Source organism: Pseudomonas sp. ADAK18 (assembly GCF_012935695.1).
Taxonomy (GTDB): domain Bacteria; phylum Pseudomonadota; class Gammaproteobacteria; order Pseudomonadales; family Pseudomonadaceae; genus Aquipseudomonas.
Window position 1 is genome coordinate 3,517,322 of record NZ_CP052859.1, and the last position, 18,118, is coordinate 3,535,439.

Annotated in this window: 18 protein-coding genes; 9 read left to right on the forward strand and 9 right to left on the reverse strand. The window is 59.2% G+C overall.

Features of this window, described 5'->3' with window-relative positions:
* Window positions 1-232 precede the first annotated feature (232 nt).
* Window positions 233-1,417 carry a purine nucleoside transporter PunC gene (gene punC, locus HKK55_RS15820; RefSeq protein ID WP_169355539.1) on the reverse strand — a complete coding sequence of 395 codons (1,185 nt, stop codon included), beginning with the start codon at window positions 1,415-1,417 and terminating at the stop codon, window positions 233-235.
* 121 nt (window positions 1,418-1,538) lie between these two features.
* Here punC and punR point away from each other — a divergent pair, with 121 nt between their 5' ends.
* Window positions 1,539-2,447, forward strand: coding sequence for a DNA-binding transcriptional activator PunR (gene punR / locus HKK55_RS15825; protein ID WP_169355540.1), 909 nt, complete (start codon window positions 1,539-1,541; stop codon window positions 2,445-2,447).
* A 93-nt stretch (window positions 2,448-2,540) separates the two neighbouring features.
* On the opposite strand, the gene HKK55_RS15830 is transcribed toward punR, so the two are convergent.
* Complete coding sequence (locus tag HKK55_RS15830) at window positions 2,541-3,707, reverse strand: aspartate aminotransferase family protein (protein WP_169355541.1); 1,167 nt, start codon at window positions 3,705-3,707, stop codon at window positions 2,541-2,543.
* A 102-nt stretch (window positions 3,708-3,809) separates the two neighbouring features.
* Between HKK55_RS15830 and HKK55_RS15835 the strand changes: the two genes are divergently transcribed.
* Window positions 3,810-4,715, forward strand: a complete 906-nt coding sequence (locus tag HKK55_RS15835; RefSeq protein WP_169355542.1) for a LysR family transcriptional regulator — start codon at window positions 3,810-3,812, stop codon at window positions 4,713-4,715.
* Here HKK55_RS15835 and HKK55_RS15840 read toward each other — a convergent pair.
* Complete coding sequence (locus HKK55_RS15840; RefSeq protein WP_169355543.1) at window positions 4,712-5,335, reverse strand: HAD family phosphatase; 624 nt, start codon at window positions 5,333-5,335, stop codon at window positions 4,712-4,714. The genes HKK55_RS15835 and HKK55_RS15840 overlap by 4 nt on opposite strands.
* A gap of 142 nt (window positions 5,336-5,477) precedes the next feature.
* Window positions 5,478-6,671 (reverse strand): enoyl-ACP reductase FabV, encoded by a 1,194-nt coding sequence (gene fabV / locus HKK55_RS15845; RefSeq protein ID WP_169355544.1) that lies wholly within the window; start codon window positions 6,669-6,671, stop codon window positions 5,478-5,480.
* Window positions 6,672-7,000: 329 nt separating this feature from the next.
* Between fabV and HKK55_RS15850 the strand changes: the two genes are divergently transcribed.
* The 4 genes from HKK55_RS15850 to HKK55_RS15865 all read left to right on the forward strand — a co-directional run bounded on the left by HKK55_RS15850 (window position 7,001) and on the right by HKK55_RS15865 (window position 11,840).
* Window positions 7,001-7,822, forward strand: coding sequence for an aspartyl/asparaginyl beta-hydroxylase domain-containing protein (locus HKK55_RS15850; RefSeq protein ID WP_169355545.1), 822 nt, complete (start codon window positions 7,001-7,003; stop codon window positions 7,820-7,822).
* 186 nt (window positions 7,823-8,008) lie between these two features.
* Window positions 8,009-9,382: a nucleotide 5'-monophosphate nucleosidase PpnN gene (gene ppnN, locus HKK55_RS15855; RefSeq protein WP_169355546.1), complete on the forward strand. Its 1,374-nt coding sequence runs from the start codon at window positions 8,009-8,011 to the stop codon at window positions 9,380-9,382.
* Between the two features lie 11 nt (window positions 9,383-9,393).
* The gene (locus tag HKK55_RS15860; protein ID WP_169355547.1) at window positions 9,394-10,323 is read left to right on the forward strand and encodes a LysR family transcriptional regulator; all 930 of its coding nucleotides are present in this window, start codon (window positions 9,394-9,396) and stop codon (window positions 10,321-10,323) included.
* Window positions 10,324-10,427: 104 nt separating this feature from the next.
* Window positions 10,428-11,840 carry a pyridoxal-dependent decarboxylase gene (locus HKK55_RS15865; protein ID WP_169355548.1) on the forward strand — a complete coding sequence of 471 codons (1,413 nt, stop codon included), beginning with the start codon at window positions 10,428-10,430 and terminating at the stop codon, window positions 11,838-11,840.
* A 1-nt stretch (window position 11,841) separates the two neighbouring features.
* Here HKK55_RS15865 and HKK55_RS15870 read toward each other — a convergent pair whose 3' ends face one another.
* Window positions 11,842-12,234: a RidA family protein gene (locus HKK55_RS15870; RefSeq protein ID WP_169355549.1), complete on the reverse strand. Its 393-nt coding sequence runs from the start codon at window positions 12,232-12,234 to the stop codon at window positions 11,842-11,844.
* Between the two features lie 156 nt (window positions 12,235-12,390).
* On the opposite strand from HKK55_RS15870, the gene HKK55_RS15875 reads away from it, so the two are divergent.
* Window positions 12,391-12,648 carry an AbrB/MazE/SpoVT family DNA-binding domain-containing protein gene (locus HKK55_RS15875; protein WP_169355550.1) on the forward strand — a complete coding sequence of 86 codons (258 nt, stop codon included), beginning with the start codon at window positions 12,391-12,393 and terminating at the stop codon, window positions 12,646-12,648.
* A complete protein-coding gene (locus HKK55_RS15880; RefSeq protein WP_169355551.1) occupies window positions 12,645-13,040 on the forward strand; it encodes a PIN domain-containing protein in 396 nt (131 codons plus the stop codon). Before HKK55_RS15875 ends, HKK55_RS15880 begins: the two co-directional genes overlap by 4 nt.
* 5 nt (window positions 13,041-13,045) lie before the next feature.
* Here the strand turns inward: HKK55_RS15880 and HKK55_RS15885 are convergent, their stop codons facing one another.
* Together HKK55_RS15885 and HKK55_RS15890 are read right to left on the reverse strand one after the other, a co-directional pair.
* On the reverse strand, window positions 13,046-13,375 hold the full coding sequence (locus HKK55_RS15885) for a YXWGXW repeat-containing protein (protein WP_169355552.1): 330 nt from the start codon (window positions 13,373-13,375) through the stop codon (window positions 13,046-13,048).
* Between the two features lie 425 nt (window positions 13,376-13,800).
* Window positions 13,801-14,697, reverse strand: coding sequence for a LysR family transcriptional regulator (locus HKK55_RS15890; RefSeq protein ID WP_169355553.1), 897 nt, complete (start codon window positions 14,695-14,697; stop codon window positions 13,801-13,803).
* A 100-nt stretch (window positions 14,698-14,797) separates the two neighbouring features.
* Here HKK55_RS15890 and HKK55_RS15895 point away from each other — a divergent pair, with 100 nt between their 5' ends.
* A complete protein-coding gene (locus HKK55_RS15895) occupies window positions 14,798-15,460 on the forward strand; it encodes an NADPH-dependent F420 reductase (RefSeq protein WP_169355554.1) in 663 nt (220 codons plus the stop codon).
* Between the two features lie 83 nt (window positions 15,461-15,543).
* Here HKK55_RS15895 and mqo read toward each other — a convergent pair whose 3' ends face one another.
* Both mqo and HKK55_RS15905 read right to left on the reverse strand, forming a co-directional pair.
* The gene (gene mqo / locus HKK55_RS15900; protein ID WP_169355555.1) at window positions 15,544-17,190 is read right to left on the reverse strand and encodes a malate dehydrogenase (quinone); all 1,647 of its coding nucleotides are present in this window, start codon (window positions 17,188-17,190) and stop codon (window positions 15,544-15,546) included.
* Window positions 17,191-17,459: 269 nt separating this feature from the next.
* Window positions 17,460-18,116: a TetR/AcrR family transcriptional regulator gene (locus HKK55_RS15905; RefSeq protein WP_237151261.1), complete on the reverse strand. Its 657-nt coding sequence runs from the start codon at window positions 18,114-18,116 to the stop codon at window positions 17,460-17,462.
* Window positions 18,117-18,118: the final 2 nt, after the last annotated feature.

Genomic DNA, 18,118 nt, shown 5'->3' on the forward strand with positions numbered 1-18,118 from the left:
CTCCATCGGCGTTACAAAAACAAACACTAGGTCCCATGAACCAAAATGCCAAAGGGCCTCGACGGTGAACATTGAAGTGACATGCTAGGGTGTCCCACCACAACCTGATGCAGAAACCGATTCAAAGGTGGGAGCCGGGCTTGCCCGCGATAGCATCGACTCGGCCTATCAGATGTACCGAGTCGCCTGCATCGCGGGCAAGCCCGGCTCCCACCTTGAGCACATCGTCACTTCAAACGCGTACCAACGCCGCCCGGTCAGCCTTCGGCCGCGCCAGCCAGTAACCCAACACCGCCAACGGCGCGGTCGCCAGCATCACGATCACGGTGATCAGCAGCGGCTGCTCGATCATCGACGACACCAAAAGACTGCTGAGAAAGCACAAACCCAATTGCAGGGTGTTTTGCAACGCAGCAGCCTTGCCGGAGTTTTCTGCAAAGGGCATCAGCGCATTCGCCACCACGATCGGGTAGCTGGCGCCGTTGACCAGTGCCATCAGGCAGAACGGGATCAGCAAGGTGGTGAGGGTCGGCACCGTCAAAGTGGCGACGAGGTACAACGCCACCATGCTGATGCAATACGCCACCAGCAACCACGGCAACAAGGTCTTGCCCTGGAAACGCTGCAAGGCGCTGCGGCAGCTGTAGCCGCCCACCAGAAATGCCAAGGTCGGCAGTACATAGCTCAGACCGATGTCATTGGGGCTATAACCCATATCGCCGAGAATGAAGGGCGAAGCGGTCAACCAGGCAAAAAAACTGGCCGAGCAGGCGGCAAAAATCATCACATTGCCAGTAAACACCCGTGACTTGAGCAACTGCCCATAGCCGAGACGGGATTGTTCGCCATTGGCTGTCAGGCGTTTCGGCACAGATTTAAGAAACAACGTAGGCAACAGCAATAACAGCGAAACCCCCAACAACACCGCAAAGATCGTCTGCCACCCCCAGTGATTCAACACTACCGCACCCAACAGCGGCGCCAGCGCCGGTGACAGGGACATCAGCGGCATAATGCTGGCAAATACCCGATGGGCCTTGTCCGCCGGATAACGGTCAATCACCAGTGCCTGCCAACTGACGGCAGCGGAACACACACCAATCGCCTGGATAAACCGCAGTGCCCACAACTGTGGCGCGGTCTCGACCCAGAACATCCCCAGGCAACCGAACACGAACAGGCTCAAGCCGGTGAGCAGGACCGGTTTGCGGCCCAGGCGGTCGGACAGCGGTCCCCATAACAACTGCCCCACGGCAAAGCCGGCGAGGAAAATGCTCAAGCTGATGCCCACGGCACCGGCCGAAATCTGCAACTGCTGGCCCATGGCGCCGAACGCCGGCAAGTACATGTCCATGGCCAGATAACCGAGCATGCTCAGCCCCGCCAGGTACCAGGTGAATCCAAAAGAATTTTTCATTGAAGCCTACTAAACCTGCCATCAAACTATTTGCTGACTAGCACCTAGTATGAAGCTGACAGTTTTCCTGTGAAGCGATAATAATTGGACACTCACATCAATATTTTTGAAGGCAGCCAATATGTGGTCTGAATACTCCCTGGACGTGGTCGACGCCGTAGCCCGCCACGGCAGCTTCAGCGCCGCCGCCCAGGAGTTGCATCGCGTGCCATCGGCCATCAGCTACACCGTGCGGCAGATCGAGGAATGGCTGGCGGTGCCGCTGTTTGTCCGCCGCCATCGGGATGTGGAGCTGACGCCGGCCGGTAAGCTGTTTGTCGAAGAGACCCGGGCCGTGATGAAAAAAATGCTTGGCACCCGCCGTCTGTGCCAACAAGTAGCCAATGGCTGGAGCGGTCAGTTGAAGGTGGCGGTGGACTCCATCGTCAAACAGCAGCGCTGTCGGCAACTGGTGCTGGATTTCTATCGCCAGTTTCCGGAAGTGGAATTACTGCTGGAGTACGAGGTGTACAACGGTGTGTGGGACGCCTTGGCGGACGACCGCACCGATATCGTGATCGGCGCCACCAGCGCCGTGCCGGTGGCCAGCCACTTCACCTTCCGCGACATGGGGCTGCTCAATTGGCTGTGCGTGGTCAGCGCCCGCCATCCGCTGGCCGCGCAAGAAGGGTTGCTCAGCGACGATCAACTGCGGCCCTTCGCGTCCCTGTGCATGACGGACACCTCGCGCAACCTGCCCAAGCGCGACACCTGGACCCTGGACAACCAGCGCCGTCTGGTCGTGCCGCATTGGGCGTCCGCCATCGATTGCTTGCGGGACGGTCTGTGCGTCGGTATGGCGCCGGCACACCTGGTATTGCCATGGATTGAACGCGGTGAACTGGTTGCCCTGCAACTGTCCCGGCCCTTCCCCGCCAGCCCGTCGTGCGTGGCCTGGGCGCAGAACAAACTGTCCCCGGCCATGACGTGGTTGCTGGACTACCTGGGGGACACCGAGACGATGAATCAGGAATGGTTGAATGGGGTGTAGCCGCTGCCGAGGCAAGAGGCTGCGATGCGTGTCCGCAGGACCGCTCTCAGGGGGCGCTTCGCACCCCATCGCAGCCTCGTGCCTCGGCAGCGGCTACAACAAACGGGAGATGGCCCGAACGATCATCTCCACCTCCTTGGCATCAATCGTCAATGGCGGCAGCAAACGAATGATCTTGCCCCGCGTGACGTTGATCAGGAGCCCATGCTCCTGGGCCGCACGCTGTGCCAGGTCTCGTTGAGGTACGGCCAACTCGATGCCGATCATCAAGCCCTGCCCTCTTATCGCCAGTACCTGAGGATGCCCCTCCAACTCCACCCGCAAACGCGCCAGCAAGCGCTCGCCCTGTTGCGCCGCATTCTCCAGCAACCTTTGCTCCTCAATAATGTCCAGCACGGTACAGCCCACCCGGCAAGCCAGCGGATTGCCACCAAAGGTGCTGCCGTGGCTGCCCGGAGTAAACAGCTTGGCCACGGTGGCCCGTGCCAGGCACGCGCCAATCGGGATACCGTTGCCCAGGCCTTTGGCCAAGGTCATGACGTCCGGCACGATCCCTTCATGCTGGAAGGCAAACCAGCGGCCGGTACGGCCAATTCCGGTCTGGATTTCATCGAGCATCAGCAGCCAGCCTTGCCGGCTGCAATGCTCGCGCAAGGCTTTCAGGTAACCCGACGGTGCGAGCTGCACGCCGCTTTCACCCTGGATCGGCTCCAGCAACACCGCGACAATACGCGCACCGAATTCCCGGGTCACCGCCTCCAGTGCCTTCAGGTCAGCAAAGGCGATCTTGATAAAGTCCCCTGGCAACCGCTGGAAACCCAGCCGTACCGACGGCCCATCGCTGGCAGACATAGTGCCCAGGGTGCGGCCGTGAAAGGCGTTTTCCATCACCACCACCAGCGGCTCCTCAATACCCTTTTTCCATCCATGCAGCCGCGCGAGTTTCAGCGCCGTCTCATTGGCTTCGGCACCGGAGTTGTTGAAAAACACCTGGTCCAGGTCCGACAGTTGAGTCAGCCGCTGCGCCAACTGTTGCTGCCAGTCGATGCTGTAGAGGTTGGAGGTGTGGAGCAGCAATCCTGCCTGCTCACTGATCGCCGTCACCAGTCGCGGATGGGAATGACCGACATTGGTCACGGCCACCCCGGCCACGGCATCGAGGTACTCGCGCCCCTGCTGGTCCCAAAGGCGCGTGCCCAAGCCACGGACGAAGCTCAAGGAAGAGGGTTGATAAGTGGTCATCAGGCAGGCGGCGGTCATGGCGTGAGGCTCCGGAGCATCTTCGTGAGCCTGCAGTATCGTTAGCCACCTGAGCTGGATAAACTACGCAACACTGCAATGACTTTAAATCAGGGCTTGATAATGGATCTGTTCCAGGCAATGACCGTGTACGTAAAAGTGGTGGAAGCCGGCAGCATGACGGCGGCGGCGCAGTCCTGCGGGATGTCCACCACGATGGTCGGCAATCACCTGCGCGCCCTGGAACAGCGGCTGGGCGTCAGCCTGCTCAAGCGCACCACCCGCAAACAGAGCCTGACGGAGTTCGGTGGCATTTATTACCAGCGTTGCCTGGAAGTGCTGGGACTGGTGGCCGGTTCCGAGCAATTGGCCGAGCAAGTCCACAGCGAAGCCCCCAAGGGCCTGCTACGGATCACCGCCCCACCTGCGTTCGGTGCCGAACGCCTGGCACCGGCGCTGAGCGAGTTTTCCCGGCGCTATCCACAGATCCAGCTGTATGTGGTGCTGAGCAATCAGTCGATGGACCTGATCGACAGCGGCTTCGACGTGGCGATCCGCCTCGGTGAATTGCAACCGTCCAGCCTGATCGCCCGGCCTTTGCAACACTACACCATGACCCTGTGCGCCTCACCGGACTACCTGGCCCGCCGGGGTACACCGCAAACGCCGACAGACCTGCAACAACATGACTGCCTGGCATTCGCCTACCCCTCCAACGACGACTGGCGTAACGCCGATAAACAATGGCGCCTGCGGGGGCCCGAGGGAGAAGTCGAAGTTGCCGTGTCCGGCCCGATGACCGTCAACAGTTCCCAGGCTTTGCACCGCGCAGCAGTAGAAGGCATGGGCATCGTCATGCTGCCCGACGCCTTGGTCGATACGGACTTGCGGGCGGGGAAGCTGATGGCATTGCTGCCGGGCTACCAGCCTCCCTATCGGCCAATGCACCTGCTGTATGCCCAGGACCGCTATCGCCTGCCCAAGCTGCGAGCCTTCGTCGACTTCGTGATAGAGCAGTGGGCGCGCTAAAAGGCCACGCCCAAGGCTCGTAAACGTTCGCCGGTCTGTGCGGCAGACACATGGTGGATTCCCTGCCAACCCAGGGCGATGGCGGCCTCGACGTTACCGGCCACGTCATCGATAAACACCATCTCAGCGGGCTGGATATCCGGCAAATGCGCGCGGACCTGGCCAAGGCTGGTGTGGTAGATCGCGGCATCAGGCTTGATCTGCTTCACTTCGCCGGACACCACGATGTCGCGAAAGTACTGCAGGAAGGGATAGTGCTTGCGAGCATAAGGGAAGGTTTCGGCCGACCAGTTGGTTAACCCGAACAGCGGCACTTTCGCCTCATGCAGAGCCTCCAGTATCGCCACGCCTTCGGGCAGCGAGCCGCGCAACATCTCGTGCCAGCGGTCGTAGTACGCCTGGATCAGCGGTTCATGTTGGGGATGTTCGGCAATCAGCGTGCGGGTCGCTTCGGCCAGGGTACGACCGGCGTCCTGCTCAGTGTTCCAGGCCTGGGTGCAGACATTGTCCAGAAACCATTGACGCTCGCGGTCATCGGCAATCAGTTGGCGGTATAGATGGTGCGGGCTCCAGTCAAACAAGACCCCGCCAAAATCAAAAACTACTGCACGAATCGTCATGAAGATCCTCCGTTAGTGTGAGTGTGATAACGATTGCAGTCTGCCATGTCGATCGCCTGAAGGGCAAAACGCGAGCGCTGCGCTTTCTTTGCGCCCATAAAAAAGCGGCCCCTGGAGGCCGCTTCTTCATCACCCGGATTGCTTACGCCTGAACCAGGCCTGCAATTTTCACGGTCGGATTGACGTCGGCGTCGTAGTCCACGCCTTCGATTTCAAACCCGAACAGACGCAGGAACTCGGCCTTGTAGCCAGCAAAGTCGCTGATCTCGTTGACGTCCTCGTCGGAAACCTGATTCCACAGTGCTGCTACGGCGTCCTGAACTTTCGGTTCCAGTTCCTTGAGGTCGGCACGCAGGCGGCCATCGGCGTCGAGCTTCGGCTCGCTGCCGTACAGGCTGTCCTTGAACAGACCGTAGACCTGCTCGATGCAACCTTCGTGGGTGCCCTGCTCTTTCATCACCTTGAACAGCAGCGACAGGTACAGCGGCATGATCGGGATCGCCGAGCTGGCTTGGGTGACCACCGCCTTGAGTACCGACACCCGGGCGTCGCCCTTGAGTGCTGCCAGGTTCTCGCGCAGGGTCAGAACTTTCTTGTCCAGGTCCTTCTTGGCCTCGCCAATGGAGCCGTTCCAGTAGATGTCCTGGGTCAGTTTTTCACCCAGGTAGGTGAATGCGGTGGTCTTGGCGCCTTCGGCCAATACATCGGCTTCACGCAGGGCGTCGATCCACAGCTGCCAGTCTTCGCCGCCCATGACCTTCACGGTGCCGTCGATTTCTTCCTGGGTCGCAGGTTCCAGAGTGGTGTCGACCACAATGCCCTTGTCGGTGTTGATGCCGCGCAGGGTCACGGACTTGCCGATCGGCTTCAGGGTGGAGTTATGCACCACGCCTTGCGGGTCGGTACGGCGCGGCGCGGCCAGGCTGTAGACCACCAGGTCGATCTTGCCCAGGTCTTTCTTGATGGTTTCGATGGTCAGGCGCTTGATCTCGTCAGAGAACGCGTCGCCATTGATGCTCTTGGCGTACAGGCCTTTTTCTTCGGCAAACTTGTGGAAAGCGGCGCTGTTGTACCAGCCAGCAGAGCTGAGCTTGCCTTCTTCGCCTTCTTTCTCAAAAAACACGCCCAGGGTGTCAGCGCCACAGCCAAATGCGGCACTGATCCGCGCGGCCAGGCCGTAACCGGTGGAGGCGCCGAGTACCAGCACCTTTTTCGGGCCGCCTTCGATGGCACCGTGCTCAGTCACGTAGTCAATCTGCTGCTTGACGTTCGCTTCACAGCCAACAGGATGGGCCGTTACACAGATAAACCCACGAACTCGCGGTTTGATGATCATAAAATTTCTGCCTCTTCCAAGGTGCCGAAGGCCAATGGTGGCCATTACAGCGTCAATCGTACGGTTCATAGACGTCCGGAAAACCGATGCGTCACGATAGTCGCAATTCTTCTGTTCACAAAATCCAATCCGCCAGGCCCCGAGAACCCTGTAACCCACGAAATAAAGCGCCAGACGTAAAGAACTGTGCAAGGGCTTCACAATTTCGCAATATTTTAAAAGGCCATCAGTGAAATAACGTCTTATGATGTACGGATTATTTCAACATGTTGCACGACTGTCTCCCTCCGTCGGCACTGTCGAAATCCGTCCCGCTGGAGCTGAGTTTCATGAGTGCAAGTTTCCGCAAAAAAATAATCTCGGCAGCCTGGGTGCTTGCCGTGTTGCTGATTATTTATTGCTTCCCGAAAACCAGCCTGGTGTTTTTGGCGCTGGTGGTGATCTGCGGTCTCTACGATTTCTTGCGTAACGGCCTGTATGACGGCAAAACCATCAAGAAGTACTTTGTGGGCAACGGGCGTAACACTTGGATACTGGCACCGTTCAACACGTTTTTCGACCTGCTGAGCAGCCGCAATCGCCACCTCTACAAAATGCAGGACCTGCCGCCCGCCTGGCGTGAAGATCTGCAAAAGGTGATCGACGATGCCATGGCCCACAAGGATGAAATCATCCAGTACCTGGACACGCGCATGGCCGAGAAGAAGCGCGGCATGCTGTTTTTCCAGTGGTACGGGCGCCCTATCGAAACCACGCTGGAGATCCCGCAGCTCAAGGAAAAACTGCCCTACGTCAAAACCATTGGCGTCTCGGTATTCAATGAAAACCGCTCCACCTCGTTTCACTTCGGGCCCCTGCGCCTGATGTTCCGCGTGCTTTACAACATGGCCCCGGCCCCTCATCACGAGGGCGTCTACATTCAAGTGGGCAAGCACAAGCACTACTGGCACGACGATCCGTTGTTCATTTTCGATGACACGCTGATGCACGCGTCCTTCAACAAGAATGACGCCAAGCGCTATTGCCTGTTCATCGATATCGTCCGCCCGTCGCCGATACCGTTTGCCCTCAACGGCCTGATCGCGGGCTTTGCTGCAGTGGTCTATACCCTGCGTCGGGTCTTCTACAAGAACTGGAAGCTGATTCAGTAAAAGGCTTTACGGCGCACCTTTATGCGGCATGATGAAGGCGCCGGGCATCGCGTATTGCCAGACAGTGTTTGCCTCAGGCCCCAGCGCCTTCGATAATGCCTGTCACACGCAACCGAGCTCGGCGCTCATTATCCTCACGCCAGTGGCCGTAAACGGCCCTGCTGGCTGCGCTTTCAGGGAATCAGAATGCCCCAAAGACCCGTCATCAATGCGTCCGTCAGCCCCAAAGGCAGCCTTGAAACGCTGTCCCAACGTGAAGTCCAGCAGCTGAGTGAAGCAGGTTCCGGCAGCACCTACACCCTGTTCCGCCAGTGCGCCCTGGCCATCCTCAACACCGGCGCCCATATCGACAACGCCAAGACCATCCTCGACGCCTACAAAGACTTCGAAGTACGCATCCACCAGCAGGATCGCGGCGTTCGCCTGGAACTGCTGAATGCCCCGGCCGATGCCTTCGTCGACGGCGAAATGATCGCCAGCACCCGGGAAATGCTCTTCAGTGCCCTGCGCGACATCGTCTACACCGAGAACGAACTGGACAGCCAGCGCATTGACCTGAGCAGCTCCCAGGGCATCACCGACTACGTGTTCCACCTGCTGCGCAACGCCCGCACCCTGCGCCCCGGTGTCGAGCCGAAGATCGTGGTGTGCTGGGGTGGCCACTCGATCAATACCGAAGAATACAAATACACCAAGAAAGTCGGGCATGAACTAGGCCTGCGCAGCCTCGACGTATGCACCGGCTGCGGCCCCGGCGTGATGAAAGGCCCGATGAAGGGCGCGACCATTTCCCACGCCAAGCAACGCATCACCGGCGGCCGCTACCTGGGCCTGACCGAGCCGGGCATCATCGCCGCCGAAGCGCCCAATCCGATCGTCAACGAACTGGTGATCCTGCCGGATATCGAAAAACGCCTGGAAGCCTTCGTGCGCGTCGGCCACGGCATCATCATCTTCCCAGGCGGAGCCGGCACGGCCGAAGAGTTCCTGTACCTGCTGGGTATCCTGATGCACCCGGACAACCGGGATGTACCGTTCCCGGTGATCCTTACCGGGCCCAAACATGCGGCGCCTTACCTGCAGCAGTTGCACGCCTTTGTCGGCGCCACCCTGGGGGACGCGGCCCAGGCCCACTACCAGATCATCATCGACGACCCGGCAGAAGTGGCGCGACAAATGACCGTTGGCCTGAAGGCGGTCAAGCAGTTCCGCCGCGAACGCAACGACGCGTTCCACTTCAACTGGCTGCTGAAAATCGACGAAGGCTTCCAGCGCCCGTTCGACCCGACCCACGAAAACATGGCCAGCCTGCAACTGAACCACAGCCTGCCCCCCCATGAACTGGCCGCCAACCTGCGCCGGGCGTTCTCCGGGATCGTGGCGGGTAACGTCAAGGACAAGGGCATTCGGCTGATCGAGCAGAATGGGCCGTACGAGATTCACGGCGATCCGACGATCATGAAACCGTTGGATGAACTATTGAAGGCGTTTGTGGAACAGCACCGGATGAAGTTACCCGGTGGTGCGGCGTATGTGCCGTGTTATCGCGTCGTCACCTGACTTGTAGCCGCATGTCGTCTTCATTTTCTTCGCTGAGCATTCACCTGTTGCGGGTTCTGCACACCGTGCTGCAAACCCGCAACATCAGCCACGCAGCCCTCAAGCTCAATGCCAGCCAGTCGCTGATCAGCCGTCAGTTGCGCCAATTACGCGATGCCTTTGGCGACCCGCTGCTGGTGCGAAATGGCCGTGAATACGTCTACACCCCACGGGCGCAAAGCCTGATCGAACCGCTGAATAAACTGATCGCCGACCTGGACGCCTTGATCACGCCCACGCTTTTTGACCCGATGGAATGCCGCCAGCGCTTTCGCATCGCGTCATCGGACTACGTCGCGGAGTACATGCTTCCGGCGTTGATGGAACACCTGGCTAGCATCGCGCCCCATGTGGTTGTCGATTACCTGGCCTGGAAACCCAATGACTACAAACAATTGGCCAACGGTGAAATCGACCTGGTGACCACCATGCTCGATGTGGAACCTGCCGAAGTCCATGGCCGCACCCTCGGTAACGATCGTCCGGTGTGCATGATGGCCAACAATCATCCGCTGGCTGGCGTGCCGCTGACCGCACAGGCCTACGCCGGTGCCGACCATATCCGCATCACCGGCGGTGGCGACAAGGACGGCTTCGTCGAACGCGAACTGAAAGCCCTCGGCCTGCAGCGAAACATCCTGCTGAACGTGCCGTTCTTTTCTGCGGCCATGGAAGTTGCCAGCCGTCGTCCGGCGTTGCTCACCATCCCCGAACATATTGCCGTGAACCTGTCGCGGTTTTACCCGATGACCTGGCAACCGCTGGACTTCATCAGCCATCGCCACCACTACTGGACGATCTGGCATGAGCGCACCCACAACGCCGCCGAGCACAAGTGGTTCCGCGATACCGTGCACGAGATCTGGAAACTGTCGAGCTATGGCATCCCGACCGATGCCTGAACCAGGCATGCGCAACCTGCATGGTAGCTATGCAGTTTCGCGGCTATAAGACCTGCGGCGCACACGCCTAACATACGGCCTCTCCTACCTGAACGAGGCCGCCCATGAGTCCCGAAGAATTCCGCCGTCACGGCCACCAACTGATCGACCGCATTGCCGACTACCACGCCAACGTGGCGCAACAACCGGTGATGGCGCGTGTGCAGCCCGGCGACTTGCTCAAGGCCCTGCCCGATCAGGCGCCCCAGACCGGCGAGGACTTTGCCGACGTACTGGGCGACGTTGACCGACTGATCATGCCGGGTCTTTCCCACTGGCAGCACCCCAATTTCTACGGCTACTTTCCAAGCAACGCCTCGTTGCCCTCGATCCTCGGCGACTTCCTCAGCACGGGCCTCGGCGTACTCGGCCTGTCCTGGCAATCCAGCCCGGCGCTCAGTGAGCTGGAAGAAAAGACCGTCGACTGGGTACGAAAAATGGTCGGTCTCTCTGATAACTGGAGCGGCGTGATCCAGGACACTGCGTCCACCAGTACTCTCGTCGCGTTGATCTGCGCTCGCGAACGTACCACCGAGTACGGCCTGGCGAGCGGCGGCCTGCAAGCCCAAGGCAAGCCACTGGTGATCTACGTGTCGGAATACGCCCACAGTTCCGTCGATAAAGCCGCGCTACTGGCAGGATTCGGCAAGGACAATATCCGTCACATTGCCTGCGACGACAGCCTGGCCATGGATCCCATCGCCCTTCAGGCCACCATCGAACAGGATCTCGCTGCAGGCTTGGTACCCTGCGCCATCGCCGCAACGGTCGGCACCACCACAACCACAGCAGTGGATCCACTGACGCCCGTTGGCGCGATCGCTCGCAAGTTCAACCTGTGGCTGCACGTCGACTCCGCCATGGCCGGCTCGGCGATGATTCTGCCGGAGTGCCGCTGGATGTGGGCCGGTATCGAGCAGGCCGACTCCATCGTGGTCAACGCCCACAAATGGCTGGGAGTGGCCTTTGATTGCTCGCTGTACTTCGTCAAGGATTCACAGCACCTGATCCGGGTGATGAGCACCAACCCCAGCTACTTGCAGACCAGCGTCGATTCCGAGGTGAAAAACCTGCGGGACTGGGGCATTCCCCTCGGTCGTCGGTTCCGTGCATTGAAATTGTGGTTCCTGCTGCGCAGCGAAGGCGTGGAAGGCTTGCAACAACGCCTGCGCCGCGACCTGGCGAATGCCCAATGGCTCAAGGAACAGATCGAGCAGGCAGACGACTGGAAAGTCCTCGCGCCGGTCAATCTGCAAACCCTGTGCATTCGGCACGAACCGGCGGGCCTGGCGGGCGAAGAACTGGATGCCTACACCCAGGCCTGGGTCAATCGGCTCAATCAGTCGGGGGTGGTCTATGTGACGCCAGCGACTTTGCAGGGCCGCTGGATGGTGCGGGTGTCCATCGGCGCGCTGACCACTGAGCGCGAGCATGTGGCCGCGTTATGGGCGCATTTACAGCAGGTGGTGGCGACTTGACTCAGCGCTGAACCGCCACGCATTTGATCTCTGCCAGCAAACCTGGAATAGCCAACTCCGATACACCAATGGCCGTCCAGGCAGAAATCCCACGAGGAAACAGGCGGTTTTTCACTTCACGGAAAACCGCCATGTGTTGGCTCATGTTCACGTGATAGGTGGTCATGTCCACGACGTCCTCGAAGGTACAACCGCCCTCCTTCAGCACACGCCGCAGGTCTTCCCAGGCGGCAGTGAATTGTTCCTCGGGATCCACGATCACCTCAAGCGTCGCCGTGCGGCCGACTTGTCCTGCGCAATACAGGGTTTTACCGACTTTGACCGCCGGAACGTACCCGGCGCGTTCAACGATGAGCTGCATGGGATCAGGGATGATGAGTTCGCGGTCGGTCATATGCTGTATCTCTTTGAGGCCAGTTTCCGGCGTGTCAACTGGGAGAGTTCGGACTAGGGTTTTATCAGTTCCGATCAACCGACACCAGCCGAGCAACCTATGGACCAACGGATCTTGTCCTCCATGGTTCCTTACCCTAAGGTAAGGAGCATCACGATGGAGATTATAAATATGGCGACCGCCACACTGACGTCAAAAGGCCAGATCACTATTCCTGTTCAGGTCAGGACAGCCCTTGGGCTGGACACCGGAGACCGGGTCGAATTTGTCGAAATAGAAGCTGGCAAATTTGCCATCATTGCCGCGAGCCACAGCGTGCAGGATTTGAAGGGATTGATCCGCAAGCCCGCCAAGGCGGTGAGCATCGAAGACATGAACCAGGCCATCGCCGCACAGGGAGCAAAAGCCGGATGATTGGCCTGGATACGAATGTTCTGGTGCGCTATGTCACCCAGGATGATCCCGTACAGTCGGCAAAAGCGTCGAAACTGATCGAGTCTCTGACGGCCGCGTCTTCCGGCTTTGTCAGCATGGTCTCAGTCGTGGAATTGGTATGGGTTTTACAAAGCTGCTACCAGTCCGCCAGGGGTGAAGTGGTAACCGTACTGGAGACGCTGCTGCGCACCCGGGAACTGACCATCGAGCACGCCGAAATCATCTGGCAAGCCTTGCGACGATTCACGGCCGCCAAGGCCGACTTCGCCGACTGCCTGATTGAACGCTGCGCCCATGCGGCGGGATGCGAATACACGGCGACCTTTGACATCAGCGCTGCCAAGGCCACCGGCATGCGGCAGTTAAGCTGAGACGGTCAACGAACCCAACCACCTACCTGCCAGTGATACCCGTCATTACGTGGTTCCCAATGCGGGTGCACGTAACGATACCCAGGCCTGAGCGGCTCCCAGTGGCCGTGCACCGGAACATAGCGCCCGCCTTCCCAACGCCAGTAGCCTCGCGACCACAGATAACCGGGACGAGCTTCGGGCTCGATCTCCACCACCCGCACGGGTGGCGGTTGTGGCGCTACCACTTCGAAATATTCATGCTGTACCGGACGCCGATCATGCACGACCCGCTCCTCGACACACCCGGAAGCTGCAACCACAATGACCGCCAACGCCGCATAACGTAGCAACATACAGACCCCTCGGGCGTTACCGCCCAACGTTTACACCGTAAAAAATGCCCCCTTGTTCCAGCCGCGCTCCTGCTTGGCCATAGGGACTTTTTAACAGGTGCAATCTGTCTGCTTGCTGAATCCGCCTGCAGGCTGTGTGTAAAGAAAAACTGACCTTGGGCCTGTGTCTTTCAAGATTTTTGAAAAATCGGCTTTTTTGCCTAATACCCGTCAATTAAGAGCGAACACTAGACCTGTGGCGAGGGGGCTTGCCCCCGTTGGGCTGCGTAGCAGCCCCAATAAGGTATCCATGTTCTTCCAGGCAGAATCGGGTAGCAGGTTTTAGGGCCGCTACGCAGCCCAACGGGGGCAAGCCCTCTCGCCACAGGTCAGCGCTCACTTTCCAGATACGGCTAATGTCTCAAAGACCTTGAAAGGCATGGAGCTTAGGCCGCACCGAACCGCCCAATCACCGCCTCAACAAACCGCCGCAGCTTGGCGGTGCGCTGGCGATTTGCGGTGTAGAGCAGATGCATCTGCCGGCTCGGCGCCTCAAAGTCCGGCAGCAATTGCACCAACTCACCGTTTTTCAGTGCTGGCCGAAGAAAATCTTCCGGGCCCAGCACAATGCCGAATCCATCCAGCGCAGCCGACATCAAGGCTTTGCTTTCGTTGACCTGCAAACGGCTGGCGACCTGTACTTTATGCAAGGTCGAGTCCTGGTAGAACGACCATTCACGATCCGCCGGACGGGACCAGTAGGCATACCCCAAGCATTCGTGGTGTTCCAGGTCTGCCGGAGTGCGGGGCGTTCCTCGCCCCGCCAGATAAGCCGGTGAAGCGCAGACCACCAGACGGTAAGGCGCCAGCGGCCGGGCGGTCAGGCTGGTGGTGGCCAGGGGACCAATGCGAAACGCCACTTCATAGCCCTCCTCCACCAAGTCGACAAAACGGTCGGTCAGGTGCAGGTCAATTTCAACGTCTGGGTTGTCCCGCAGAAACGCCGTCACCAGAGGCATGAGGCTGTAGGAACCGAAGGTCACCGGGGCAGTAATTTTCAGTTTGCCGCGAGGCGTGTCGTTCATGATCTGCGCGAGTGAGTCCGCCGCCTCGGCTTCCGTCAGGATATGTTTGCAACGCTCGTAATACGCACTGCCCAGCTCCGTCAGACTTTGCCGGCGAGTGGTGCGATTGAGTAGACGCGCACCCAAGCGATGCTCCAGGGCGGCCACATGTTTGGCCACCATCTGCGCCGACATATTCAAACGTTCAGCCGCCCGTGCGTAGGAGCCCAACTCGGCAGCCATTACAAAAGCATTCATGCTCGAAAGGCGGTCCATCATTCACTACTCCCAGTAACAACAGCCAACGTAAAACCACTGTTTATCGCCTATTGGTTGCCAATCATCATAACCCCACACCATCCAACAGAGGAGTTGGGACATGAGGATTGGCATTCTTGGAGCAGGTTTTATCGGGCGCGCCGTGGCGCAGTTGGCCCTCGCGGTCGGGCATGAAGTGATGTTGAGCAACTCACGCGGCCCACACACCATGTTCAGCGTGTCGAGTGGCATCCGTGGAGTCAAAGTGGGCACCGCTGAGGATGCCGCGAAATTTGGCGAACTGGTGCTGGTAGCAATCCCATTGGAGCAATACCGCAGCGTGCCCGCGCAGTGGCTGGAGGGTAAAACGGTGATGGATGCCAACAACTACTATCCGAACCGGGATGGGCGCATTCCTGAGCTGGACCGCTTTGAAACCACCACCAGCCGCCTGCTGGCCGAGCATCTGCCTGGCGCAAACGTGGTGAAGGTGTTCAATGCGATCCTGGCTCCAGACCTGACCAAAGACGCCCGCGTCCAAGGTTCACCGGACCGTCGCGCGCTGCCCGTTGCGGCAGATGATCACGCCGCGAAAGCGCAGGTGATCGCGTTGCTGGACGAAATCGGCTTCGATGCCGTAGATGCCGGAGGGCTGGACGAGAGCTGGCGATTCGAGCGGGCCAAGCCGGCTTACTGCATCCCGCTGGATAAAGCTGGCTTGAAGGCCGCATTGGCCCTGGCTGAACGCCAAGTAGAAGTACCCGAGGATTGGCGGCATAACTGAAGCCATGAAAAAGCCCGCTGACCGTTACCGGTTCAGCGGGCTTTTCCTATCAGCGCGGTCCTGACTCAGGACCTGCCAACGGTTTACAGCGCGATGTCAGCCGCTGGCTTGCTCGGCTCAGCCGCAGGCTTTGCAGCCTCGATGGCTTTTGGAGCAGTCAGCTGAGGAATCGCTGGCGGAGGCGTCAGTTGCAGAACGTTGGCGGTATAGGCCCATTCTTTGGCAACGGCTTCAGGGCTGTCATTCAGCTTGGTGCCATAGCTCGGCACGATCTGGTGCAGCTTTTCCTGCCAGGCAGGAGTCGCGACCTGATCCTTGAACACTTTCTGCAGCACGGTCAGCATGATCGGAGCCGCGGTGGACGCGCCTGGCGATGCACCCAACAGACCGGCAATGGTGTTGTCAGCGGAGGTGACCACTTCGGTACCGAGTTTCAGGACGCCGCCCTGCTCTTCGTCACGCTTGATGATCTGCACGCGCTGACCGGCTTGCCACAGGCGCCAGTCTTCTTTCTTGGCGTTCGGGAAGTACTCTTGCAGCGCCTTGAAGCGGTCGTCATCGGACTGCATCAGTTGACCGGCGAGGTACTCGACCAGTGGGTATTCGCGGATACCGACTTTGGTCATTGGCCAGATGTTGTGGGTGGTGGTGCTGGTCAGCAGGTCCAGGTACGAGCCTTCTTTCAGGAACTTGGTGGAGAAGGTCGCGAATGGGCCAAACAGGATCACGCGCTTACCATCCAGCACACGGGTGTCCAGGTGCGGAACCGACATCGGCGGAGCACCAACAGAAGCTTTGCCGTAGGCCTTGGCCAGATGCTGTTCGGCCACGGTTGGGTTCTCGGTTACGAGGAACGAGCCGCCAACAGGGAAACCGGCGTATTCACGTGCTTCCGGAATACCCGACTTCTGCAGCAGATGCAGTGCACCGCCGCCCGCGCCGATGAACACGAACTTGGCGTCGGTATCGGTTGTGGTGCCGTCTTTCAGGTTTTTGTAGCTGACACGCCACGAGCCGTCGGCGTTCTTGGTGATGTCCTGCACTTCGCTCGACAGTTTCAGATCAAACTTCGGCGTGGTTTGCAGGTGAGCAACGAACTGGCGGGTGATCTCGCCGAAGTTCACGTCAGTGCCGATCGGGGTCCAGGTGGCCGCGATTTTCTGGTTCGGGTCACGCCCTTCCATCATCAGCGGAACCCACTTCGCGATCTGCGCCGGGTCTTCGGAGTACTGCATGCCGGCGAACAGCGGGCTTGCCTGCAGCGCTTCATAACGCTTCTTCAGGAACTTGATGTTGTCATCGCCCCACACAAAGCTCATGTGCGGTGTGGAGTTGATGAACGAACGCGGGTTCTTCAGAACGCCCTGCTGAACCTGCCAGGACCAGAACTGACGGGAGATCTGGAACGCTTCGTTGATCTCGACCGCTTTCGGGATCTCAACGTTGCCGTTCTTATCTTCCGGGGTGTAGTTCAGCTCAGCCAGGGCCGAGTGACCGGTACCGGCGTTGTTCCAGCCGTTGGAGCTTTCTTCGGCGACGCCATCAAGGCGCTCGACCATCTCCATCGACCAGTCCGGTTGCAGCTCATTGAGCCAAACACCCAGGGTCGCGCTCATGATGCCGCCACCAATCAGCAGCACATCGACTTTCTTTGCCTCTTCCGCGTGAACGGACGTGATCCCCATCGACAAAGCCAGCCCCAGCAGGGCCGTGTTCATTTTTTTAAACATCAAGTAGCACCTATGATAAAACGCCATCCGCCCCACGGCCCTCTCTTCATGCGGAAACCCTCCGTTACGCCAGGCAGCGCCATACGGTTTCCACACTCACAAGAACCCCGGAACGGGCACACAAGGCCGATGCATCGACCTCAGTTTTATGTCCTTCTGCGCTGACTTCTTATCATTATTGGCTTCAGCTACCTCGGCGACATCATCCGGCCGCGCGTGTTCGAATGCACGCACGAGAGAAAGGTTAGACCAAGATGGCGCGCAGAATATCATGGTCCGGTTGGATCGGGCGTCTGTTCTGGACTTGGCAGTCGTGTTGGCAACAAGCTTAGCGCAACCTCGACAGACTGCCGAAGGCGTTCGGGTGCAACACCGTCTCGCGCCTGAATGGAAATACCGTGCAGAAAGGTCGCGTAAAAGTCGCCCAGCGCCCGCACATCAGCGTCCTCCCCAAGCTCCCCACTTTCCTGCGCGCGATGCAATCTGTCGATAATCGATTGGGTACGTTGCCGGCGGTGCTCGCAGAGCCATTGTTGAACATCCGCACCGTCCGGACTGGTGCTGCTCGCCGCACTCACCACCAGACACCCACCAGGACGACCCGATTGCGTGTAAGTGGTGATGGCATCGTCCAACATGCCCCTGACCGCGCTTTTCAAGCAGGGCTGCGCCAGCGCACGGTCGGCAAAACCGCCCTCGCCTTGCTCATACAACGCCACAGCCTCACGGAACAACGCTTGTTTACTACCAAAAGCCGCGTAAATCCTGGCTGATGCAATGCCCAGCGTATCCACCAGCGCCGACATGCTGGCGCCCTCATACCCTTGTTCCCAGAACAGCAGCATGGCGCGCTGCAATGCCGCTTCCCTGTCAAATTCGCGCGGACGTCCGGCCATTGATGTTTTTACCTGATGGTGTGATTTCATCA